The sequence below is a fragment of the Micromonospora sp. NPDC005806 genome (genome assembly GCF_042871425.1).
Classification (GTDB): domain Bacteria; phylum Actinomycetota; class Actinomycetes; order Mycobacteriales; family Micromonosporaceae; genus Micromonospora.
Genome location: NZ_JBIAIL010000034.1, coordinates 56,505 through 78,260, shown reverse-complemented (window position 1 = coordinate 78,260; position 21,756 = coordinate 56,505). Strand labels below are relative to the sequence as shown.

The 21,756-nt window shown below is 73.9% G+C and carries 19 protein-coding genes; 9 read left to right on the top strand and 10 right to left on the bottom strand.

All coding sequences use genetic code 11. From position 1 onward, the window contains the following. Positions 1–90: 90 nt before the first annotated feature. Complete coding sequence (locus ACFYOS_RS27935) at positions 91–735, bottom strand: response regulator (protein WP_387147822.1); 645 nt, start codon at positions 733–735, stop codon at positions 91–93. Next, a complete protein-coding gene (locus ACFYOS_RS27930; RefSeq protein ID WP_387147819.1) occupies positions 732–1,919 on the bottom strand; it encodes a sensor histidine kinase in 1,188 nt (395 codons plus the stop codon). The genes ACFYOS_RS27935 and ACFYOS_RS27930 overlap by 4 nt, the downstream gene beginning before the upstream one ends. Before the next feature lie 148 nt (positions 1,920–2,067). On the opposite strand from ACFYOS_RS27930, the gene ACFYOS_RS27925 reads away from it, so the two are divergent. From ACFYOS_RS27925 to ACFYOS_RS27915, 3 genes are all read left to right on the top strand, one after another. Continuing rightward, on the top strand, positions 2,068–2,835 hold the full coding sequence (locus ACFYOS_RS27925; protein WP_387147816.1) for an ABC transporter ATP-binding protein: 768 nt from the start codon (positions 2,068–2,070) through the stop codon (positions 2,833–2,835). After that, positions 2,832–5,396 carry an FtsX-like permease family protein gene (locus tag ACFYOS_RS27920; RefSeq protein ID WP_387147814.1) on the top strand — a complete coding sequence of 855 codons (2,565 nt, stop codon included), beginning with the start codon at positions 2,832–2,834 and terminating at the stop codon, positions 5,394–5,396. Before ACFYOS_RS27925 ends, ACFYOS_RS27920 begins: the two co-directional genes overlap by 4 nt. Before the next feature lie 241 nt (positions 5,397–5,637). Continuing rightward, on the top strand, positions 5,638–6,882 hold the full coding sequence (locus ACFYOS_RS27915) for a hypothetical protein (protein ID WP_387147811.1): 1,245 nt from the start codon (positions 5,638–5,640) through the stop codon (positions 6,880–6,882). Positions 6,883–7,070: 188 nt separating this feature from the next. Here ACFYOS_RS27915 and ACFYOS_RS27910 read toward each other — a convergent pair whose 3' ends face one another. After that, positions 7,071–7,418, bottom strand: coding sequence for an Lsr2 family protein (locus ACFYOS_RS27910; protein ID WP_387147808.1), 348 nt, complete (start codon positions 7,416–7,418; stop codon positions 7,071–7,073). Between the two features lie 246 nt (positions 7,419–7,664). Here ACFYOS_RS27910 and lon point away from each other — a divergent pair, with 246 nt between their 5' ends. Next, on the top strand, positions 7,665–10,001 hold the full coding sequence (lon, locus tag ACFYOS_RS27905) for an endopeptidase La (RefSeq protein WP_387147806.1): 2,337 nt from the start codon (positions 7,665–7,667) through the stop codon (positions 9,999–10,001). Between the two features lie 78 nt (positions 10,002–10,079). On the opposite strand, the gene ACFYOS_RS27900 is transcribed toward lon, so the two are convergent. After that, positions 10,080–10,568, bottom strand: coding sequence for a MarR family winged helix-turn-helix transcriptional regulator (locus tag ACFYOS_RS27900; RefSeq protein WP_387147802.1), 489 nt, complete (start codon positions 10,566–10,568; stop codon positions 10,080–10,082). Positions 10,569–10,679: 111 nt separating this feature from the next. Between ACFYOS_RS27900 and ACFYOS_RS27895 the strand changes: the two genes are divergently transcribed. Further along, positions 10,680–11,051: a DoxX family protein gene (locus ACFYOS_RS27895; RefSeq protein WP_387147799.1), complete on the top strand. Its 372-nt coding sequence runs from the start codon at positions 10,680–10,682 to the stop codon at positions 11,049–11,051. A 79-nt stretch (positions 11,052–11,130) separates the two neighbouring features. Here ACFYOS_RS27895 and ACFYOS_RS27890 read toward each other — a convergent pair whose 3' ends face one another. After that, entirely contained in the window at positions 11,131–11,616 is a 486-nt protein-coding gene (locus tag ACFYOS_RS27890; RefSeq protein ID WP_387147796.1) for an SgcJ/EcaC family oxidoreductase, read from the bottom strand. A gap of 55 nt (positions 11,617–11,671) precedes the next feature. Here ACFYOS_RS27890 and ACFYOS_RS27885 point away from each other — a divergent pair, with 55 nt between their 5' ends. Then, entirely contained in the window at positions 11,672–12,136 is a 465-nt protein-coding gene (locus tag ACFYOS_RS27885; RefSeq protein WP_387147793.1) for a MarR family winged helix-turn-helix transcriptional regulator, read from the top strand. 86 nt (positions 12,137–12,222) lie between these two features. On the opposite strand, the gene ACFYOS_RS27880 is transcribed toward ACFYOS_RS27885, so the two are convergent. Together ACFYOS_RS27880 and ACFYOS_RS27875 are read right to left on the bottom strand one after the other, a co-directional pair. Further along, positions 12,223–13,971 carry a DEAD/DEAH box helicase gene (locus ACFYOS_RS27880; protein ID WP_387147790.1) on the bottom strand — a complete coding sequence of 583 codons (1,749 nt, stop codon included), beginning with the start codon at positions 13,969–13,971 and terminating at the stop codon, positions 12,223–12,225. A gap of 136 nt (positions 13,972–14,107) precedes the next feature. Then, entirely contained in the window at positions 14,108–14,941 is an 834-nt protein-coding gene (locus tag ACFYOS_RS27875; RefSeq protein WP_387147786.1) for a hypothetical protein, read from the bottom strand. 114 nt (positions 14,942–15,055) lie between these two features. Between ACFYOS_RS27875 and ACFYOS_RS27870 the strand changes: the two genes are divergently transcribed. Then, positions 15,056–16,198 (top strand): sensor histidine kinase, encoded by a 1,143-nt coding sequence (locus tag ACFYOS_RS27870; protein ID WP_387147783.1) that lies wholly within the window; start codon positions 15,056–15,058, stop codon positions 16,196–16,198. Then, on the top strand, positions 16,195–16,800 hold the full coding sequence (locus tag ACFYOS_RS27865) for a DNA-binding response regulator (protein WP_387147780.1): 606 nt from the start codon (positions 16,195–16,197) through the stop codon (positions 16,798–16,800). The genes ACFYOS_RS27870 and ACFYOS_RS27865 overlap by 4 nt, the downstream gene beginning before the upstream one ends. A 272-nt stretch (positions 16,801–17,072) precedes the next feature. On the opposite strand, the gene ACFYOS_RS27860 is transcribed toward ACFYOS_RS27865, so the two are convergent. Together ACFYOS_RS27860 and ACFYOS_RS27855 are read right to left on the bottom strand one after the other, a co-directional pair. Beyond that, positions 17,073–18,383, bottom strand: coding sequence for an RNA-guided endonuclease TnpB family protein (locus tag ACFYOS_RS27860; protein ID WP_387147777.1), 1,311 nt, complete (start codon positions 18,381–18,383; stop codon positions 17,073–17,075). Between the two features lie 265 nt (positions 18,384–18,648). Beyond that, entirely contained in the window at positions 18,649–18,828 is a 180-nt protein-coding gene (locus tag ACFYOS_RS27855; protein ID WP_387147774.1) for a hypothetical protein, read from the bottom strand. Between the two features lie 57 nt (positions 18,829–18,885). Between ACFYOS_RS27855 and ACFYOS_RS27850 the strand changes: the two genes are divergently transcribed. Then, a complete protein-coding gene (locus ACFYOS_RS27850) occupies positions 18,886–19,419 on the top strand; it encodes a 2'-5' RNA ligase family protein (protein WP_387147771.1) in 534 nt (177 codons plus the stop codon). A gap of 42 nt (positions 19,420–19,461) precedes the next feature. Here the strand turns inward: ACFYOS_RS27850 and ACFYOS_RS27845 are convergent, their stop codons facing one another. Continuing rightward, positions 19,462–21,675, bottom strand: a complete 2,214-nt coding sequence (locus ACFYOS_RS27845; RefSeq protein WP_387147768.1) for a family 43 glycosylhydrolase — start codon at positions 21,673–21,675, stop codon at positions 19,462–19,464. Between the last annotated feature and the right edge of the window lie 81 nt (positions 21,676–21,756).

Here is a 21,756-nt window from a genome sequence, read left to right as displayed (position 1 = left end):
CACCGCGCACCCCGCCACGACGTCGGCAAAACCCTCCACCGCGCCCGCACCCAAGCCGACCAGCAAAAACGCAAAGGTTAAAAAACAAGACTAGCTGATCAGGCGACGCTCCCAGGCCCAGGCGGCGATCTCCACCCGGTTACGGGCGCCGAGTTTGGTCTGCACGCTGCCCAGGTGGCTCTTGACCGTGCCGACCGAGATGAACAGCCGGGCCGCGATCTCCGCGTTGGTCAGGCCCCGGGCGGTCAACCGGACCACGTCCAGTTCCCGGGGCGACAGGCCGGGGTCGTCGGCCGGCGCGGCGGCGGCCGGTGGTGCGAGCTGTTGCAGCAGTCGTACGGTGATCGAGGGGCTGATCAGCGTGTCCCCGGAGACGGCCGCCCGGACCGCCTCGACCAGCAGCGCGGGGCCGGAGTCCTTGAGCAGGAACCCGCAGGCGCCGTTGCGGAGCGCGGTGTGTACGTACTCGTCGTGGTCGAACGTGGTCACCACGACCACCCGGAGCGGATCGGCGACCTCGGGGCCGGCGAGCAGCCGCAGCGCCGCGAGCCCGTCCAGCCGGGGCATGCGGATGTCCAGCAGGGCCACGTCGGGGCGGAGCCGGCGGGCCAACTCGACCGCCTCGACGCCGTCGGCGGCTTCGCCGACCACCTCCATGTCCGGCTGCGCCCCGATGATCATGCCGAAGCCGGTACGGACCATCGCCTGGTCGTCGGCGATCAGCACCCGGATCACGGCCTCTCCCGTTCCGTCAGCGGCAGCGCCGCGTCGACCAGCCAGCCCCGGTCGACGCCGGGACCGGCGGTGATCCAGCCGCCGACCGCGCCCACCCGCTCGGCGAGACCGAGCAGACCGGTCCCGGAGTGCTCCCACCCGCCGGCGTGGCGTGGCGGTGCCCCGTCGTCGGCGACTCGGACGAAGAGCCACTCCGGGGTACGGCGGAGCGAAACCTCCACCGCCGTGGCGCCGGCCGCGTGCCGGCGGGCGTTGGTCAGCGCCTCCATCGCCACCCGGTAGGCGCTGGTGGAGACCTCGACCGGCAGGCCGTCCAGCTCCCCGTCCACGTGCAGCCGGGCCTGGGGCGGGCCGGACTCGTTGAAGCCGGCCAGCAACGGCCCGAGGTCGGTCGCGCCGGCCAGCGGGGCCAGCGGGGCGTCCGGTTCGCGCAGTACGCGCACCATCCGGCGCATCGACGCCATGGTCTCGGCGGCGGCCCGCTCGATCTGCTCCAGCGCGGTGGTCGCCTGTCCAGGGTCCTGCTCGGCGACGTATCGGGCGCCCTGCGCCCGCACGATGATCCCGGTGACGTGGTGGGCGATGAAGTCGTGCAGGTCACGGGCGAACTCGGCGCGCTGTTCGGTCCGTACCTCGGCGAGCGCCCGCCGCCGGTCGTTGTCCAGCATCCGCAGGTAGGTGCCGGCGGTGACCGCGCCGGCCCCGGCCATCGCCAGGAGCAGCCCGAAGATCACGAAGGCGGGGTCGGTGCCGCTGCGGAACGGCAGCAGGATGAGGGCGGCGCCCAGCGCGAGCACCGCCCATGGCGCCGACCGGGCCGCGGCGCGACGGGCCACCACGTAGAGCAGCCCGAGCAGCCCGGTCGTCTCGGCGAGCCCCCATGCCCTCGTCTCGAACGCGACCGACTCGTCGACCAGCCGCACCAGTCCGGTGACGGCGAGCGATGCGGCGGCGAGCACCAGCGCCCACCGAGACAGCCGGGTCGACCCCGACGGGTGCCGGCGTAGCCAGACCACGGCCACCGCGACGGCCGGCAGGACCCGAACCGGGGCCAGCAGCGTTACCGCACGGTCTCCCCGGAGCAGCCCGAACCGCAGGTCGAGGAGTCCGAGCAGGGCGAGCACGGCGAGGGCCGCCAGCCGGCCGAGGCGAAACCACCATCGGCGGAGGGGGGACGTCTTCATCGTCACCCAGCGTAGTCGGCGGGCCGGGGATCGCGGATCGGCCGAAAGTCAGATCCGGACGGCGGCGGATCTTGCCCGCGGCGGATGTGGCGGCCCCGTCCGGCCGGACAGGATCGGGCCGAAGTCAGAAACAGCCGCTGGAGGAGAAGTGAGAACAGAGCAGGCCGGCAGCACGCCGGTCGCGTCGCGCCCCGCGGTGGCCGCGGTCGACCTGGTCAAGGTGTACGGCAGCGGGGACACCGCGGTACGCGCCCTGGACGGGGTGACGGTCGGCTTCGCCCGCGCCGAGTTCACCGCGATCATGGGCCCGTCCGGGTCGGGCAAGTCCACCCTGATGCACTGCCTGGCCGCGCTGGACACGGCCACCTCGGGCCGGGCGCTGCTTGGCGGGACCGACCTGACCCGGCTCGGCGACCGGGTCCTGACGAAGGTCCGGCGGGAGCGGATCGGCTTCGTCTTCCAGTCGTTCAACCTGCTGCCGCAGCTGACCGCCGCGCAGAACATCACCCTGCCGCTGGACCTGTCCGGTCGGCGGCCGGATCGCGAGCTCTTCGGCCACCTGGTCGGCGTACTCGGGATCGGCGACCGGCTGAAGCACCGCCCGAGCGAGCTCTCCGGCGGCCAGCAGCAGCGGGTCGCGCTGGCCCGGGCCCTGGTCTGCCGGCCCGAGGTCGTCTTCGCGGACGAACCGACCGGCAACCTCGACTCCCGGTCCGGGGCGGAGGTGCTGGCGCTGCTGCGCCAGTCGGTCCGCGACCTCGGGCAGACGGTGGTCATGGTCACCCACGATCCGAACGCCGCCGGCTACGCCGACCGCGTGGTGCTCCTCGCCGACGGGCGGATCGCCGGCGACCTGGACCAGCCCGGGCCGGACCGGGTCGCCGCCGCCCTGCAGCAGCTGGCGGCCGCCCGATGAGCACCACTGTGCTGCGTACCCAGCTCAGCGGGGTGGGCCGCCGCCCCGCCCGGCTGCTGCTGACCGGCCTGGCCGTCCTGGTCGCTGCGTTCGTCGTCTTCGCCGCCGTGCTGGCCCAGCAGATCGTCGAACGGACCGCGCTGGCGCACCTGAGCGGCACGCCGGCTGAGGTGGCGTTCGTGGTGGGGGAGAAGACGTCGGCCACCCCCGCGGACCTGACCCGGATCCGGGCGCTGCCCGGAGTTGCCGAGGCGGTCGGCCGGTTCGCGGGCGGCGGCAGCCTGGAGGGGGCCGCGACGAGCTCCTACCTACAGGTGTCGGCCGACCCCGGCAGCGGACCGCTCGCCCTGGTGCGGGCCACCCAGGGCCGCTACCCGCAGGCGGCGAACGAAATCGCGGTGACTCCGCGCACCGCCAGCCGGATGGGACTCTCCGTCGGCACCGTGGTGGCGCTGCGCCCCGCCCCGGACGCCCGGCCGGTCAACCTCACCGTGACTGGCGTGGTCGACACGCCGTACGACTTCGGCGGGCAGGCGTACGCCCCGGAGGCGACCGTGGCCGCCCTGACGCCGGCGGGCGCCGGCGGCCGGATCGAGGTACGCCTCGCCGACGGCGCGTCGGCACCGGCGGTCCGCTCGGCGATCCAGGCCGCGCTGAGCGCCGTGCCGCGACCCAAGCCGGAGGGCTCGGCCACGCCGGACCCCGCCCCGGAGATCCGCACCGGAGCCGAGGTTCGCGCCGAGGAGGCCAACCGGGCGGTCGGCGAGCTCAAGGCGGTCTTCGTGCTGATCGGCATGTTCGTCGGGGTCGCCGTCGTCGCCGCCGCCCTGGTGGCCGCCTCCACCTTCCGGATCGTCTTCGCCCAGCGGATGCGCCAGCTCGCGCTGCTGCGGGCGATCGGCGCCGAGCGGGGGCGGATCGCCCGGGCGTTGACGGTGGAGGGGACGCTCACCGGGCTCGTCGCCGGCACGACCGGCGTACTCGCCGCCCTCGGCGTCGGACACGGCGTGCCGTTGGTGCTCAAGCTCCTCGGGCTGCAGGTCGCCCGGCCGGGCGTCCCGTGGGCCGCGGCGTTGGCGGTGATCATCGGCGCCGCGCTGCTCACCGCCGGCGCGGTGCTGGCACCGGCGGCCGCCGCCGCCCGGACCGCCCCGCTGGCCGCGCTGCGGGACGCGCAGACCACCGCGGCCCGGCGGGACATCGGAGTGTTCCGGCTGGTGGTCGGCGTGCTGCTGGCCGCCGGGGCCGGGCTGTCGGCGCTGCTGCTGATCAGCCGGCTGCCCGGCCGGGAGCCGCCGATCGGCTACTCGCCGGCACCGATGCTTGGCGGCATCGTCGCCTCGGGCTCGCTCGCGTTCTTCGCCCTCATGCTGCTGGGCCCGCTGCTGGTCCGGCCGATGCTGCGGCTGGTCAGCTGGCTGCTGCGCGGGGTCGGCCCGGTCGGCCGGCTGGCCGTGGGCGGGATCGGCGGGGCGCCCCGACGGGCCGCCGCGATCTCGATGGTCGTCGCGCTCGGCGTCACGCTCATCACCGCGGTGCTGGTCGGCAGCGCGTCGCTGCGGGTCCTGGCCGACCGGGAACTGGCCATCGCCGTGCCGGCCGACTTCGAGCTGACCGCTGGCGGGGCGGCGATCACGCCGGCGACGGTGGAACAGGTCCGTAGCCGCTCCGAGCTGACCCACGTCACGCCGTACCGGCGGCTCGACAAGCTGGCGCTCGACGGCCAGGCCGGAGGCGCGTACGACGCCAACGACCTGCAGCTGCGGGCGCTGCCGACGCTCGGGCAGCTCGACGTGCGGGCAGGGTCGCTCGCCGACGCGGGACCCGGCCGGATAGTGATTGACGGCTCGGCCGCCGACACCCTCGGCAAGGGGGTCGGCGACCAGATCACCCTCACTCACGGCGGACACCGTGTCGAGCTGCGAATCGCCGCGATCCTGCCCGGCGTCACCCCGCTGCGATCCTCCGTCGTCGTCGACTCGGCCGACCTGGACCGGCTGGGCGCGCCGGCCGCCTTCTCCGGGATCCTGGCCGACGCGGCCCGCTCCGGTGAGGACGGCCGCACCGCGGGGCAGCAGGCGTTGCGCGGGATCGCCGACAGCAGCGGCGGGCTTGGTCTGGCCGTGCTGGCCGACGCGCGGGACCAGGCCATGGGGACGATCAACGCGCTGGTCGCGATCGCGCTCGGACTGATCAGCCTGACCGTCCTGATCGCTGTCGTCGGAGTCGGCACCACCACCGCGCTCTCGGTGGTCGAACGGATCCGCGAGTCGGGCCTGCTGCGGGCGGTCGGGATGTCCCGGGCCGGCCTGCGGGCCATGCTCACCACCGAATCCAGCCTGTACGGCGTGCTCGGCGCGACGCTCGGGCTGCTGCTCGGCGTCCCGTACGCCTGGCTGACGGTGCGAGCCCTCGCCGTGAACGCTCCAACCACGCTGCCGGTGCTGCCGCTGGCCGGTGCGTTCGTGGTGATGGTCGGGTTCGCCGCGCTGGCCGGGGTGCTGCCGGCTCGGCGGGCCTCCCGGGTCAGCCCGGTCGCCGCGCTCGGTACCGGCGACTGACCCGCACCCGCCGAGAATCCTCCGTCGTCCAGGTTGAACCGTCGTCGTCGCCGCTCCGTACCCCAGCGGGAATGGAGGCGGATCGTTGCCCGCCGCGCCGTCCGGTGCGGCGGGGGGCGGTACGGAAAAGGCATCGTCGGTCACCGACGTGCGACCGGAACCTCGCAGTGCGCCCCACCCCGAATCTCGTTGGTCCGCGGGGGGCACGGGTCACTGCCGGATCGAGAAGGAGAGCAATTCGATGCGCAGGTCCACACGGGCGCGCCGGCCATCCGGTAACGCGCGGAGCAAGCGGATGCTGGCCGTGGTCGGCACGCTCGCGGTCTTCGGCGGAATCGTCGCCGTGACCCAGATCTCGTCCGCCCAGGACCGGCGGACGACCATCCGTACTGCCTCGGCGTCCTGCGTGGCCCCGAGCCCGGGTGCGACATCGCCGGGCGGCCAGGGCAGCATCACCCGGACATGGCAGAACGGCCGCTGGGTACGCAACCACTGGGGTGACGGGCAGCTGTCGGTCGCCGAGTGCCGGCCGACCTCGGCCGGTGGGGCCGGCACGCCCACCGTGGCCTGCCCGGACGTCAAGGGCAACCTGCCGCAGGTGCCCGATCAGGCACGCAACGAGGTGGACCGCAACCTTGCCGTGTTGGACGCGCAGATCGCCGACGCCAACCGGCGGCTCGCCGCCGGGGCCAACCGGGCCGGCCAGGACTTCATCAACAACGCCATCCTGCGCCCCCTCGCCGACAACCGGACGGCCACCCTGAACCGGATCGCCACCGCGATCGGGCGGGTCGCGGAGCGTCCCCAGGGTCTCGACCGGTTGGCCGAGTGCGCCCTCGCCGACAATGCCCAGAGCGGCGGTAACAACGGCGGCCAGACCGGCGGCGACAACAATGGTGGCCAGACCGGCGGAAACAACAACGGTGGGAACAACGGCAACGGTCTCGGCGTCCTCGCCAAGGACTGCACCAACAGCAAGCTCCAGCCGCACGACGGTTTCCAGAACGGAAACCGTTGCGTGAGCACCGCCTTCGGTGAGGTCGGCGCGGCGGCGAACAACCCGTCGCTGCTCATCACGGGGTTCCCGAACCGGGTCCAGCGCAACCAGCCCTTCACCCTCCGGGTCACCACCCGGAACCTGATCCGCGACCGCTTCCTCGCCGCCGGTCAGGGCGGGTACTACCTGGAGAGCTCGCTGCTCAACGACCAGGGCCTGGTGCGCGGCCACTTCCACACCGCGTGCCGGATGCTCAACAGCACCCGGCAGCCCCCGAACCCCCAGGACGTGCCGGCGTTCTTCGTGGCCACCGAGGACGGCAAGGGCGGCGCTCAGCCGGACGACGTGCTCATCCAGATCCCCGGCCTGCCGCAGTCGGGCCTCGCGCAGTGCGCGGTCTGGGCCGGTGACGGCTCGCACCGCATCCCGATGATGGAGCGGGCGAACCAGACCCCCGCCTTCGACGTGGTGCGGATCCAGGTCAACTGATCGTCGCGACGGGCCGGGGCCGTCCGGGCACTGCCGCGGACGGCCCCGGCCGTCGGGGTCTGGTCGGGCCGGCACCTGACGATGGTGGGTCTCCCGCGGTGGAAAATTGTGAACGCCGGGAAAAGCCGACGGGGCCACGCCGAATTCTCAGCGTGACCCCGGGATGTCAGACGGTGAGCCGGGACGACTCAGCGGTTCTTGTACGCCTCCACCACCGACACGGGGATGCGGCCCCGCTCGGAAATCTCGTAGCCGTTCTTCACAGCCCATTCCCGGATGGCACGGTTCTGCTCGCGGTCCATTCCCGAGGTGGCCGGGCGGGTCGTCCGTCGCGCCGTGCGCCCGGTCTCCACCGGCCCGCGCCCGATCCGCCGGCCAGCGCTGATGTAGGGGTCCAGGGCCTTGCGCAGAACGCCGGCGTTCTCGTCGGAGACGTCGATCGTGTACGCCACGCCGTCCAGGCTGAACTCGACGGTCCGGTCGGCCTTTCCGCCGTCCAGGTCGTCGGTCAGAACGGTGATTACTTTCCTTGCCATCGCCATTACTCCCTGTGTAGGACGGGGTGTGGTTAAGAGTTTGACCTATGGCGCGGCAAATTCGCAACAATACCCGTCGTTCGCCATTAGGCGGGTCGGCAAATCCGCCCTGCGGAATGGCGGGTCGGCGGCCTGCGGGCTGCGCCGCGAGCGCCGGGGGAGTGGCGTGGGTCACAACCAGGAACAAGGGGAACGCTTTGTTACTTGAGCCTGTCACGCTCAACTCAACGTGATAGCAGGTGTTCGATGGCAACTCTTCCGGTACTGCCCCTGACCGACGCCGTCCTGCTCCCAGGCATGGTCATCCCGGTGACCCTCGACCCGACCACCCAGGCCGCCGTCGACGCGGCTCGTGCCACCGGCGACAAGAAGCTCCTCGCCGTGCCCCGCATCGACGGCGAGTACGGCTCCGTCGGCGCGGTCGCCCTCATCGAAAAGGTCGGCCGGCTGCCCAGCGGCGAACCCGCCGCCGTGATCCGTGGCCTGGCCCGGGCGCGGATCGGCTCCGGCGTGCCCGGCCCCGGCGCCGCCCTCTGGGTGGAGGCGACCGAACTCGACGAACCCGCCCCCGCCGGCCGGGCCCGGGAACTCGCCCGTGAGTACCGCGCGCTGATGACCTCGGTCCTCCAGCAGCGCGGCGCGTGGCAGGTCATCGACGCCATGGAGCGGATGACCGACCTCTCCGAGCTGGCCGACGCGGCCGGCTATGCGCCCTGGCTAAGCCTGGCGCAGAAGACCGAGCTGCTCGCCGCCCCGGACGTCACCGCCCGGCTGGAGCTGCTGGTCGGCTGGGTGAAGGAGCACCTGGCCGAGCAGGAGGTCACCGAGCAGATCAACAGCGACGTCCGCGAGAGGCTGGAGAAGTCCCAGCGGGAGTTCCTGCTCCGCCAGCAGCTCGCGGCGATCCGCAAGGAGCTCGGTGAGGACGAGCCGGACGGCTCCGCCGACTACCGGTCCCGGGTGGAGTCCGCCGACCTGCCGGAGAAGGTCCGCGAGGCGGCCCTGCGCGAGGTCGGCAAGCTTGAGCGGGCCAGCGATGCCTCCCCGGAGGCGGGCTGGATCCGTACCTGGCTCGACACGGTCCTCGAGATGCCGTGGAACACGCGTACCGAGGACAACACCGACCTGGCCGCGGCGCGCGCGGTGCTCGACGCCGACCACGCCGGCCTGGCCGACGTGAAGGACCGCATCCTGGAGTACCTGGCGGTGCGCAACCGGCGCGCGGAGCGCAACCTCGGCGTGGTCGGCGGGCGCGGCTCCGGCGCGGTGCTCGCCCTGGCCGGCCCGCCCGGTGTCGGCAAGACCAGCCTCGGCGAGTCCGTCGCCCGGGCGCTCGGTCGCAACTTCGTCCGGGTCTCCCTCGGCGGCGTCCGGGACGAGGCGGAGATCCGTGGGCACCGTCGCACCTACGTCGGCGCGCTGCCCGGCCGGATCGTCCGTGCCCTGCGCGAGGCCGGGTCGATGAACCCGGTCGTGCTCCTCGACGAGGTCGACAAGCTGGCGGTCGGCTACTCCGGTGACCCGGCCGCGGCCCTGCTGGAGGTGCTCGACCCGGCGCAGAACCACACCTTCCGGGACCACTACCTGGAGGTCGACCTCGACCTGTCCGACGTGCTCTTCCTGGCCACCGCCAACGTGGTGGAGGCCATCCCCGGCCCGCTGCTGGACCGGATGGAGCTGGTCACCCTGGACGGGTACACCGAGGACGAGAAGGTGGCCATCGCCCGGGACCACCTGCTGCCGCGGCAGCGGGAGCGGGCCGGCCTGACCGCCGAGGAGGTCACCGTCGCCGACGAGGCCCTGGCCCTCATCGCGGGGGAGTACACCCGGGAGGCCGGCGTCCGGCAGCTCGAGCGGGCCCTGGCGAAGATCCTGCGCAAGGTAACCGTGACCCTGGCGTCCGACCCGACGCCGGTCCGGGTGGACGTCGACAACCTGGCCCGCTACCTGGGCCGGCCGAAGTTCACCCCGGAGTCGGCGGAGCGGACGGCGGTGCCCGGCGTGGCCACCGGCCTGGCGGTCACCGGCGCCGGCGGCGACGTGCTCTTCATCGAGGCGACCAGCATGGAGGGCGAGCCGGGGCTGACCCTCACCGGCCAGCTCGGCGACGTGATGAAGGAGTCCGCGCACATCGCCCTGTCGTACCTGCGGTCGAACGGGCGGCGGCTCGGGCTCGACCCGAACGCCCTCGCCGGGCGGCGGATCCACGTGCACTTCCCGGCGGGCGCGGTGCCCAAGGACGGTCCGAGCGCGGGCATCACCATGGTCACTGCCCTGGCCTCGCTGGTGACCGGCCGGCCGGTCCGCCCCGAGTTCGGGATGACCGGCGAGGTGACGCTCTCCGGCCGGGTGCTGCCCATCGGCGGGGTGAAGCAGAAGCTGCTCGCCGCCCACCGGGCCGGCCTGACCGAGGTGATCATCCCGAAGCGCAACGAGCCGGACCTCGACGACCTGCCGACCGAGGTGCGCCAGGCGCTGACCATCCACACCCTGGCCGATGTCGCCGACGTGCTCGCCCTGGCGCTGCGCCCGGCCGACGTCGACGCGGACAGCCTCGGCGGCCAGCCGCTCGCCGCGGCCTGACCGGCCCGTACCGGAAGCCCCCGCCGTCCCGGACGGTGGGGGCTTCCGCTCGTCGGGGTCCGGTCCGGCCCGGAACCGTCAGCAGGTGCCCGACGATTCCGGGCAGCCGTCGGACGGCGCGATCCGGCCGAGCATCGCGGCCAGGGACTTGCCCAGCTGGCGAATCTGCTCAGGGGTGAGCGGGTCGAGGACCAGCGAACGGACCTGCGCCACGTGCCCGGGCGCGGCGGCCGCCACGGCGGCCCAGCCGGCATCGGTGAGCATCGCCACCGAGCCGCGGCCGTCCTCGGTGCTGCGTTCCCGATGCACCAGGCCGCGCCGCTCCAGCCGCCCCACCAGGTGTGACAGCCGGGACTGCGAGCCGTTGACCAGGCCGGCGAGGTCGCTCATCCGCCGGGACCGGCCGGGCGTCTCACTGAGCATGGCGAGCACCAGGTACTCGAAGTGGGTCAGCTCCGCGTCGCGCTGCAACTGACCGTCGAGCGCGGCCGGCAGCACGGTCACCAGGTGCATGAGTCGCCGCCAGACCTGTTGCTCCTCGTCGGTCAGCCAGCGGGTCTCCTCCATGAACCTCACCTTACCGGTCCTTGACCATTCAAGTATCTCGCCGTACGGTGCGTACTTGAATCGTCAAGTACTTCCGGCCCTACGGCCGCCACCCCCCCCGAAGAGGTTCCAGTGAACATCCTGCTGTGGGCGCTCCAGATCATCCTCGCGCTGATCTTCCTGGGCGCCGGCCTGACCAAGGTCACCCAGCCGAAGGAGAAGCTGCGCGAGCGGATGGCCTGGGTGGAGCCGGTGCCGCCGGCCCGGGTCAAGGCGCTGGGCGCGGCCGAGGTGCTCGGCGCGCTCGGGCTAATCCTGCCGGCGGTCACCGGCATCGCGCCCGTGCTCACCCCGCTGGCCGCTGCGGGCCTGGTCATCGTGGCGCTCGGCGCGGTCGTGGTGCACGCCCGGGCCCGGGAGACCCAGATGGTGGTGGTCACCGCCGTGCTGCTGCTCGCCGCCCTCGTGGTGGCGTGGGGGCGGTTCGGCCCGTACGCCTTCTGAGCCGTGCCGATCCGGGACCGCCCGCGCTCAGCGGCGGTCCCGGCGCCCGGGCCGGTCGCCGTCCCGGCGTCCGGCCCGGTCACCGGGCGTGCCCGAGCCCGAGCCCTCGCGCCCACCGACCCATCGCCTGGGACAGCCGCGCGGGCAGCGAGTCGGGGGCGGGGATCCGGACCGGACGGACCCGTCCGTTGTGCAGCGCGGTGAACCGCCAGCCGGCGGGTGTCCGGACGGCGACCAACGTCTGCCGGGACCGGCGCCGCCGGGGCAGCCGGGAGCGCCACGGCATCAGCACCGATCCCGTCCCGTGGACGACCGCCACGTCCCGGCCGACCGGGCGGATGGACTCGATCTCGCCGACCAGCGCGGATCCCGCGAGGACGCCCCGGAAGAGCTGGTCGTGCGCGTCCTGCATCGGTGCCCGCCCGGCCGCCCGGGTGCCGTCGTACGACACGTAATCCGAGTCCTCGGTGAAGCAGGCTCCGTAGGCCACCGCGTCGTTGTCGGTCCAGGCCCGCAGCAGCCGGGCGAAGAGCTGCTGGATCTCGCTGCGGTCGTTCTCGGTCATGCCGACCTCCTGCTAAAGTTCGACTGTCGAAAAGTAAGCTAGCAGGAAGATTCGAATGTCGAAAAGTGAGCTGACTCACCAGATCGCGCGACAGATCCGGCTGCTCCAGCAGAGCTTCGACGTCTTCGACGAGGTCGTCGCCGTCCGGCTCGGGATCAACCGCACCGACCTGCGGGCGCTGGACGTGGTGTTCGGCTCGGCACCGGTGACGGCGGGCGAACTCAGCGCCGCGCTGCGGCTCAGCCCGGCGGCCACCACCACCGTCATCGACCGGCTCGAACGAGCCGGGTTGGTGGCACGTACCCGGGACGCGAGCAACCGGCGCCGGGTGCTCGTCGAGCCGACCGAGGCGGCCCGGGCGGCCGAGCGCCGGATCTACCAACCGGTCGGCGCGGCCGGCCTGCGCGTCCTCGGCCGGTACGACGACGGACAGCTCGAGACCATCCTCGACTTCCTCACCACGGCCCACGCGGTGCAGCAGGAACACGCCGAGCGGGTGGCCGGGGACAGCGACGCCTGACGCCCGGGGAACCATCCGGCCCGACGCCGGACGCCCGCGGGACGGGTCGGTGACCGACCCGGCAGGGCAGCGCCCGGCGCGAGGGATCAGCGGCTGCCGCGGCGATCGCGTCGGTCGCCCCCGTCGAAGCGCTCGCCACCGTCGCCGTCCCGGTCCCGGCGGACGGTCGCCTTGCGGCCCTTGATGGTGCTGCCGCGCAGCCCCTGGATCACCTCGTCGGCGAGCCCATACGGGACCTCCACCAGGGAGAAGCGGTCGGCGATCTCGATCGAGCCGATGTCCCGGCCGCTGACCCGGGTCTCCCCGGTGATCGCCCCGACCAGGTCCTGCGGCCGCACCCCGGCGCGCCGGCCCAGCCCGATGAAGACCTGCGTCGTGCCGCCGGGGCGGGGACGGCCGCCGCCGCGCCGCTCCCGGCCCTCGTACCCCGGCCGGGCCTCCCGCGGCGGACGGACCGCGACCTGCGGAATTTCCTCCTCCTCGTCGACGGTGCCGGGCAGGGTGGCCTCGTGGGCCAGCTTCACCGCGGCGAGCGCGACCTCCATCAGGTCGAACTCGTCGGTCAGCGACTCCACGATCGCCCGGAACGGCTCCAGGTCGTCCTCCAGCAGCGACTCCCGCACCGCCGCCTGGGTCAGCTCCAGCCGCCGGATACGCAGGTCCGCCACCGTCGGGATCTTGTCGACGGCGATCCGCTGGCCGGTGACCCGCTCGATGGTCTTGAGCATCCGGTGCTCGCGCGGCTCGGCGAGGGTGATCGCCACGCCCTCCCGGCCGGCTCGGCCCACCCGGCCGATCCGGTGCACGTACGACTCGGGCGCCGACGGGACGTCGTAGTTGACCACGTGGGTGAGCTGCTCGACGTCCAGCCCGCGCGCCGCCACGTCGGTGGCCACCAGCAGGTCGGCGGTGCCCGTCCGGAGCCGACCCATCACCCGGTCCCGCTGCTCCTGGCTCATTCCGCCGTGCAGCGCCTCGGCCCGGTAGCCCCGGCCGTTCATCGTCTCGGTGAGCCGGTCCACCTCCTCGCGGCTGCGGCAGAAGACGATCGCCGCGGTGGGCGACTCCACGTCCAGCACCCGGCCCAGCGCCGCCGGCTTGTGCGCCCGCGCCACGATGTACGCGCTCTGCCGCACCCGGGGCGCCTCGCCGGCCACCGGCCGCTCGCGTTCGATCTGAATGCGTACCGGGTCGGTCAGGTGCTGCCGGGCCAGCCCGTCGATGCGCGCCGGCATGGTCGCGGAGAACAGCACGGTCTGCCGCTCGGCCGGGGCGTGCTCCAGGATCGCCTCGATGTCCTCGGCGAAGCCCATGTCGAGCATTTCGTCCGCCTCGTCCAGCACCACCGTGGCCAGCGAGGCCAGCCGCAGGGTGCCCCGGGCGATGTGGTCCAGCGCCCGGCCCGGCGTCGCCACCACCACGTCCACGCCGGTGTCGAGGGCGCGCAGCTGACGGCCGATCGGCTGGCCGCCGTAGATCGGCAGGACCCGGGCACCCAGGTCCTTGCCGTAGCGGTGGAACGCCTCGGAGACCTGCACCGCCAGCTCCCGGGTGGGCACCAGCACCAGCGACACCGGGTCGCCCCCCGCCCTGTCGTCCGGCATCCGCTGCAGCAGCGGCAGGGCGAACGCGGCCGTCTTGCCCGTGCCGGTCGCCGCCTGGCCCAGCAGGTCCCGGCCGGTGAGCAGCGGCGGGATCGCCTCGCGCTGGATCGGGGTCGGCTCCTCGTAGCCGAGGGCGGACAGCGCACCAAGCAGTTCGGGGCGCAGCCCGAGATCCGCGAAGGCGGGCGTCTCGTCGGTGGCGGGGTCGGTCGGTGTGGGTGCGGAACTCATGCGACAAGCCTTTCATCACCGCCGACCGGCCGGCGCGGCGACCGGCACAACCGTGGGGTCGACCCGGTGCTCAGGCGTCCGGGTCGTAGCTGGCGTCGTCGGCGGGTGGGGCAAAACCCGCCTTGTCGAGTTGCGCTCACCCGCGCAGCAGTGCCAGCACCATGGTGATCCCGACCGCCGCGTCCAGCACCCCGCACCACTCCGCGTAACCGCGGGGCACCACCCGGCCGGTGCGGTGGTGCGCCAGGTCCCAGGCGGCGTGCCCGAGCCAACCGCCGGCCACCAGCCACCCGGCGAGGCCGTCCGGCCCGCCCCAGGCGGCCACCGCCAGCCCGGCCCAGCCGGCCAGCCCGGCAAGCTGGAAGGCGAGGATTCGGCGATCGCGCCACTGCCGGCGCCAGGTGCCGATGAGCAGGTAGCCGGCCGGGAGCACCAGCAGTGTCCAGGGGGACAGCACGGCCGGCTCGAGCCACAGGTCGAGCGTCATCAACAGGGCGAGCCCGGTCGGCCACCGGCGCGCCACCGCCGCGACGGCCGGATGCCGGCGACCGGGGGCCGGTTGCTCGTGGCGGTGCCGCACCGCCACCAGCAGCATCGCCGAGAGCATCAGCAGGTGGCCGCCGAGCAGCAGCGCGTGGTCCCCGACCAGCCCGGCCCACCAGGGCGGAAGCAGCAGCAGGTACGGGACGTACATGGCCCCCACCATCTCGGCGGTGGCCGCCCGCCCGTGCCCCCGGTGCCACATCCAGGCCACCATGCCGAGCGACATGTCCGTCGCCATGACCAGCGCCGCCACGTCCGGCCGGGCCAGCGCTGCCGCGCCGCCGAGCACGGCTGCGCCCGCCCGCCACAGCGGGTCGAGCAGCAGCATGCCCACCAGCATCGCCGCGACCATCTCGGCGAGGTGCCGCGCCAGCCGGCGGCCGTCGCGGCCCGATTCCTGAGGCACCTGTGCGATCGTCTCCGTCATGCCCTGACCCTGCCCGGACCGCCGGCAGGGGGAAATCCGTGCGGAACCGCACGGTGCGGGGGTGACATTCCGCAGGGGTGAACCGAGCGGGCACCGGCCCTAGGATCGGCGGGCATGACGGTCGAGGCGGCGGACCGCCGGCTGCGCCGGGCGCGGCAGCTCACCCTGGCGTCGCTGGCCACCAATCTCGGCGCCAGCCTGCTGCTGCCCGGCGTCGGGTTGGCCCGGGAGGCGGATCCGCTGCGCCTGGGTCTGGGCGCGGTCGGGCTCCTCGCGTTCATCGCCGCCCAAGCCGGGGTGGTGCACGCGGCGGTCACCCCGTGGCTCGCCGGTGACCGGCGGCGACGCCGGCACGTCGCCCACGCGGTCGCCGCCGCGCTGAGCGTGCCCCTCGTCGGGCCGCTCGCCGCCGGCTCCTGGCCGAGCTGGGCCTGGTTGGGCGCGTCGCTGGTCGGGATGTTCCCGCTACTGCTCCGGCCGGCGACCGCCGTCGCCGGGACGGTCGGCGTGCTCGCCGTCTCCGTCGCGGTGGCCCGGTGGACGGGCGGCCCGGTCCGCGACGTCCTGGTCATCACCGGCGGCGTGGGGGTCGGCGTCGCCGCGGTGAGCTGGGTGCAGGTCTGGTTCTGGGACCTCCTCGTCGAGGCGCGGCAGGGCCAGGCCGCCCGGGCCCGGCTGGCCGCCGCCGAAGAGCGCCTACGCTTCGCCCGGGACGTGCACGACCTGCTCGGCCACGACCTCACGGTGATCGCGCTGAAGGCCGAGCTGGCCGCCCGGCTCGCGCCGGTCGACGCCGCCCGCGCCGGCCGGGAGGCGGCCGAGGTGCAGCGCCTCGCCGGGTCCGCCCTGCACCGGGTACGCGAGGCGGTGCACGGCTATCGGACCGTCGACCTGGCCGAGCAGGTGGCCGCGGTGGGCGAGGTGCTGCGCTCCAGCGGGGTGCGCTGCACGGTGGTGCCGCCCGCCGGTGACCTGCCTGCGGCGGTCGCCGCCGACCTGGCCGCGGTGCTGCGGGAGGCGGGGACGAACGTGCTGCGGCACAGCCGGGCCGGTTGGTGCCGGATCGAGATCACCCGGGAGGACGGCCTGGTGACGATGACCGTACGCAACGACGGCGCCCTCGACGCCGGCCCGGACGAGCACAGCGGCGGCCTGCGCGGGCTGGCCGACCGGCTGGCCCCCGCCGGCGGCAGCGTGCACGCCCGCGCCGAGGACGGGGTGTTCAGCCTGGTGGCCACCGTGCCGGTGCCGTCGTGATCCGGGTGCTGCTCGCCGACGACGAGGAGCTGATCCGGCTCGCCCTCGCGGCCCTGCTGGACCTGGAGGCCGACCTGGAGGTCGTCGCGCACGCCGCCGACGGCCGGGCCGCGATCACCGCCGCGCTGGCCCACCGCCCGGACGTGGCCGTGCTCGACCTGGAGATGCCGCCACCCGGCGGCATCGAGGTCGCCGCGGAGCTGGCCCGGCTGCTGCCCGCCTGCGCGGTGGTGATCCTGACCGGGCACGGCCACCCCGGCCACCTGCGCCCGGCGCTGACCGCGGGCGCCCGGGGCTTCCTGCCCAAGGGCGCGCCCGGCGGGGCGCTCGCCGACGTGATCCGCCGGGTCCACTCCGGGGCCCGGTACGTCGACCCGGCGCTCGCCGCCGACGCGCTGACCCTGCCCGAGTGTCCGTTGACCGTCCGGGAGCTGGAGACCCTGCGCCTCGCCGAGTACGGCACTCCGGTGGCCGTGATCGCCCGGCGTACCCACCTGGCGGCCGGGACCGTGCGCAACCACCTCGCCGCCTGCGTGCAGAAGCTCGGCGCCGCGGACCGCGCCGAGGCGGTGCGGATCGCCCGCGAGGCCGGCTGGCTCTGACCGGCTGGTGGGCCGGTCCCGAGCCCGCCTCGGCACGCTAAGCCCGCCGCGACCGGCACCCGGGCCTCCGAGCAGCGCTGGCGGCGTACGCCACCGGCGCGGGGACGGGCCGCAGCTCCCCGCTTGCGCGCCGCTGAGCCCGTACACCACGCGGCCCAGACCGGAGCGCTCGATCGCGGTGGCAGACGTGCCGCACGGCTGGCAGCTCGATTACGTGGTCGCGACGGCGGCCGCGTCGGGGCAGAAGTGCCGGGCCGCCCAGAGGGCCCGTTTCAGCTACGGGTGCGCGGTGATGTCGCCGTCGGTCCGTTCGATGTTGACCTGCTTCCCACCTGTTGCTCGCGGTTGGGATGGTTCGCTCTCCGCTCGGCTATTGCCGGGCTGGAGTCCTGGACCGGCAGTCTGGTCCGGTGGCGATCGGTCCGGTCCTGCAGGATCTGCTTCACCTCGTGGTGGGGGGTGTGCAGGGCGATGTCGGGGTCGCCGGCTCGGTGCAGGATGTTGATCGCGGCGTTCACGTCGGCCTGCCACGCCACCCCGCACCAGGTGCAGTGAAACTTGTCCCCGTCGCGTCGGCCGAGCCGGCCGCAGTGGTGACAGGTTTGTGAGGTGTAGGCGGCGTTGACGTGCACGAGTGCAGAACCTCTGCGCTCCGACACGCTTTTCAGGGCCTCGGCGGTGACCCCTTTGGTCCACGCGGCGAGACGCCGGTTGATGTTCTTGCCGAGGCTCTTGCGGCCGGCGAAGTGTTTGGTGAGGTCTTCGGCGACCACGGTGGCGGCCTTGTCGACGACCCGGTGCACGGCGGTGAAGATCTCCGTACGTACCTGCGCGCGGTGGCGGGCGGCCTGCAGGTCCCGCTTGACGCTGCCGAGGTTGTTGGACCTGATCCGGTGCGCTTTCGCGTGGTCACCGCGCAGCGCGGCGGTGTTCGCTATCGAGCGCAGCTTGGCCCGACGCCGGTTGCGTTCCTTCAACCGGTCCGACTCGCTGGTCAACAGTTGACCGAGGCTGATGCCGTGGGGCTGGCCGTCGGAGTCGGTCAGGGCTTCGGTGTAGCCCTTGTCTACGCCGAGCCTCCGGTCCCCGCAGGGCCGCTGCGACGACCGCATCAGTGACGCGTCCATCTGGTAATGCACCTCAACCCGGCCACCCCGCAGGATCAGCCGCAGCGTCCCCGTCGGCGCGACGGACGTGGACAGCGGGATCCGAACCATCCGGCGGCGTTCGAGGCCGGGAACGGCCAGCCACAGTCGGCCGCGCGCGTCGGTGACGGTGTTGTGTCGGTCGGCGCGCACGACGATCTGATCATGCGTGTGGTTGCTGCCACGCTTCCAGTGCTTGCGCATCTGCCGAGCCAGGAACGGGTCACCGGCCCACCGGTCAGCCTTCAGCGAGGTGAACATCCGCTTGCGCTCGGCCGGATCGTCGGTGCGTCGGGTGATCGCCCGCCGGACCTGCACCTTGGCCGCCTCGAGGTTCGCCCCGATGTCGGCCATGGCGTCGCGGACGGTTTCCTTCCACGCGTTCGCCAGCACCCCGAACTGGAGGTGCGTGCCGTCGGCCAGCCACCGGTCCCGCACCTGCCGATCGGTCAGTCCGGACCCGACCCCGGCGATCGACCCGTACCGATGTCACACCTCGCTGCGAACCCGACCCAACCGGCGGGCCTGCTCCACCAAAGCCACATACTTACCAGGATTCAGGGCCGTCGAGTACGCGATCCGGGTGACCTTCACCGGCCGACCTCCATAGTCAGGCTTGCCTCTTCGAGCTCCCACCGGCGCCCTGTGCTCACCGCACGGCCCACCCGCTTGGCAAACCCGCCAGTCCGACACACGATCGCCACTACAGTCCATTGTAGAGAAATTTGGGAGGATGCTGACGACGATCCTCCTCGGCCAGCACCCGCCCGCCTGCGTCGACCAGCAGCGAGCCGAACGGGCCGTCCCCGGCGTCCCGGGCAGCGGCGGCCAGCGCGATGGCCCGGCGCAGGTGGCGTTCGTCGGTCTCGGTCAGCACGCTCATCCGGTGCGCATTCCCCACGGGACGTCGCGGCACACCGCCGGCGACTAGCCTGACGGCGTGCGGACGGTCGAGCTGCTCTGTTCTCCGCAGCTGGAGGAGGCGGTACGGACGGCCTGGCAGCGGCTGGCCGAAGCCGGGTTGCCCAGCCTGGCCCGCAACGCCCACCCGCCCAACCGGCCGCACCTGACCCTCGCCTCGGTCGACGAGTTCCCGCCCGGGGCCGAGCAGCGCCTCGCCGACCTCTGCGACGCGGTGTTGCCCCTGCCGGCCCGTCTCGGCCGGGTGGAGGTGCTCGACGGCACCGCACCGCTGGTCTGGCTGGTCCGCCCCGCGCCCCAACTGGTCGCCCTGCACGGCGCGGTCTGGGACGTGCTCGCCGAGGCGCCCGGCCCGCGTCCGTGGCACCTGCCGGGGCGGTGGATCCCGCACCTGAGCCTGGCGTTGCGGTTCCGCGACGCCGACCGGCGCCGGGCCCGGGCGGTGGCCGGGGTCGACCGCCCCGGCGGGGAGTTCGTCGCGGCGCGCAGCTACGAGAGCGAGAGCCGGACGGTCAGCGCCCTGGCCCCCGCATGTCCACGCTCGGGCGGCTGACCCGGCCGGGGCCTCCCCCGGGGGACGGCCCCGTTCCGGGGCTCAGCGGTAGAACCGCAGGTAGTCGAATTCGGCGGTCACCGGCGGCGCGGCACCCCCGTGCGCGACCAGGCCGATGCCGGGCGTGGTGCCGGCCGGGAAGGTCCACACCCCACCCCACGTCCAGTTCGCCCCGTCCCGGCTGGAGCCGGCCCGGAACTCGTGTTCGCCGGTGACCGGGTCGACGTGGTGGGCCAGCCGTAGCCAGGTGGTGGTGGCCGGGGTGCCGACGATGGTGCCGCCGTACACCGTCCGGCCGGCGAAGGGCAGCTCGTAGCCGTACTCGACCTGGCGGGTGTTCCAGATGGCCACCTGGGCCAGCCGGGCGAACCGGTCGTCGTCCACGTATGCCACCAGGCCCGCCTGCTGGTAGTTGCGGACGCTGTCCTCGCCGAGGTCGAGGGTCACCCTGGTCTCCGCCACGTAGTCGCCGGCCGGGGCGTCACGCAGCAGCACGCCCGCGGTGTTCCCGGTGCCGACCAGGTCCGTCGACTCCACCGGCCAGCGCAGCGCCCCGTCGGCCACCATGGCCGCCGGGTTGCGCCGGATCCACCGCCAGGCCGGGTCCAGCCCGTCGGTGAACTCGTCCGACCAGCCGGGCAGCAGCTCGCCGACCGTGGGCGGGGCGACGGTCCGCCGGGCCGGCCGGTACAGCCGGGCCGCGCTGACGTTGTCGAACGCGGCCGCGCCGCCTGCGGCGAGCAGGGCGAGCGGGCCGGCCGCCGGGCGGGTCAGCCGCAGCGTCACCACGGCGAGCTGGTCGCCGAGGCGGGCCGGGCTCAGCTCGGCGACGAGCTGCCGGCCGCGTACCTCGACGGCCAGGTTGTGCGGGTCGGTGAGGTCGAGCCCGGCGGGCAGCGGCGTGTCCGCCATCGCCCCGTCGGCCTCCCGGACGCTGAGCCGGCCGTCGCCGACCCGGACGTCCACCGGGCCCAGTCGCAGCCCGGCGGTGGCCGCGCCGGCCAGCCGCAGGTCGGCCTCGGCCCGCACGTCTCCGCCGACGGCGGTACGGCTGGTCAGCGTGCCGCTGCCGGTGACCTGCCCGTCGTCCACTCGCCAGGCGCCGTCGGCCCGCCAGCCCGTGAGGTCGGCCGAGTCGAACCGGGCGTCGGGGTGGCCGGTGGTGACGGGCGCGGGCCGGGGCCCGTCGGAGGGGCCGGCGCCGGCGTTCACCGTCGGCCAGCCGGCCACCCAGTCGAGGCGGTCCAGCAGCATCGGCCGCTCGTTGATGCCGAACGGCTCGTCCAGGTACGGGTCGGCCCGGTCGATCGCGTGGTAGACGATCCAGTCCTGTCCGGAAAGGTCGGTCAGCACGGCGTTGTGCCCGGTGCCGATCCAGCGGTTGCCGTTCTGGGTGAGCACCGGGGTGCCGCCGGCCCGGGAGACGTCCAGCCGCTGGCCGTCCCGGTCCACGAACGGGCCGCGTGGGCTCCGGGACCGTCCGACCTGTACGGAGTAGCCGGTGGCCGGCCCGGCGCAGCAGTTCGCGGTGGAGGCGAAGAGGTAGTACCAGCCGTCGCGGCGGACCACGTAGCTGCCCTCGAACTTGTTGTCGATCGCCACCAGGGTCGGCGCGCCGACCGCCCGTAGCCCGTCGGGGGAGAGTTCGATGATCGAGACGCCGCCGTAGTAGCTGCCGTAGTACAGGTAGTTCCGGCCGTCGACGTCGGTGAACTGGCTCGGGTCGATGGTCCAGAGGAAGCCGCCGCCACCGCCGGGACGCGGGGCGACCACGGGCTCGTCGGCGAACGTCCACGGCCCCGCCGGGGTGGGCGCGGTGGCCGCTCCGATGGCGGTGTCGAAGGTGTCGCCGGAGACGGTGGTGTCGGTGACGGTCACGTACATGACCCAGCGGCCGGCGACCCGACGCACGTCGGGGGCCCAGAACGCCGCCCCGGCGGCGGCCCAGGACGGTCGCTGGTCGGGGGCGAAGGCGTCCCCGACGTCCGCCCAGTCCGCCAGGTCGGCGGAGCGGGCGATCGGCACCCGGTGCGCGTGGCGTTCGCCCTCGTGCAGCGGGTCGGAGGTGCCGAAGGCGTACCAGAGGCCGTCGTCGCCGCGCACCACCACCGGGTCGGCGAAGGTGTCGGCGTAGCCGGCGGCGATCGGATTGTGGTAGCGGTCGGGGGCGGCGCCGGCGGCCGGCGCGGCCGCCGTCGTGGTCAGCACCAGAGCGAGTACGGCGGCGAGCACGCCGCCGCGGTGGAGGTGTCCCATCAGACCTGCCTCGGGTATGGACGGAGGTCACTGCCGTGCCCACTTTTCTACAACGTTGGATACAACGATGTAAAGAGCTGT

Excerpts from the sequence above, each read along its gene's own strand:
- ACFYOS_RS27930 (WP_387147819.1), bottom strand. The coding sequence starts at position 1,919 with ATGAAGACGTCCCCCCTCCGCCGATGGTGGTTTCGCCTCGGCCGGCTG.
- ACFYOS_RS27920 (WP_387147814.1), top strand. The coding sequence starts at position 2,832 with ATGAGCACCACTGTGCTGCGTACCCAGCTCAGCGGGGTGGGCCGCCGC.
- ACFYOS_RS27915 (WP_387147811.1), top strand. The coding sequence starts at position 5,638 with ATGCGCAGGTCCACACGGGCGCGCCGGCCATCCGGTAACGCGCGGAGC.
- ACFYOS_RS27910 (WP_387147808.1), bottom strand. The coding sequence starts at position 7,418 with ATGGCAAGGAAAGTAATCACCGTTCTGACCGACGACCTGGACGGCGGA.
- lon (WP_387147806.1), top strand. The coding sequence starts at position 7,665 with ATGGCAACTCTTCCGGTACTGCCCCTGACCGACGCCGTCCTGCTCCCA.
- ACFYOS_RS27900 (WP_387147802.1), bottom strand. The coding sequence starts at position 10,568 with ATGGAGGAGACCCGCTGGCTGACCGACGAGGAGCAACAGGTCTGGCGG.
- ACFYOS_RS27890 (WP_387147796.1), bottom strand. The coding sequence starts at position 11,616 with ATGACCGAGAACGACCGCAGCGAGATCCAGCAGCTCTTCGCCCGGCTG.
- ACFYOS_RS27885 (WP_387147793.1), top strand. The coding sequence starts at position 11,672 with ATGTCGAAAAGTGAGCTGACTCACCAGATCGCGCGACAGATCCGGCTG.
- ACFYOS_RS27880 (WP_387147790.1), bottom strand. The coding sequence starts at position 13,971 with ATGAGTTCCGCACCCACACCGACCGACCCCGCCACCGACGAGACGCCC.
- ACFYOS_RS27875 (WP_387147786.1), bottom strand. The coding sequence starts at position 14,941 with ATGACGGAGACGATCGCACAGGTGCCTCAGGAATCGGGCCGCGACGGC.
- ACFYOS_RS27870 (WP_387147783.1), top strand. The coding sequence starts at position 15,056 with ATGACGGTCGAGGCGGCGGACCGCCGGCTGCGCCGGGCGCGGCAGCTC.
- ACFYOS_RS27855 (WP_387147774.1), bottom strand. The coding sequence starts at position 18,828 with ATGAGCGTGCTGACCGAGACCGACGAACGCCACCTGCGCCGGGCCATC.
- ACFYOS_RS27845 (WP_387147768.1), bottom strand. The coding sequence starts at position 21,675 with ATGGGACACCTCCACCGCGGCGGCGTGCTCGCCGCCGTACTCGCTCTG.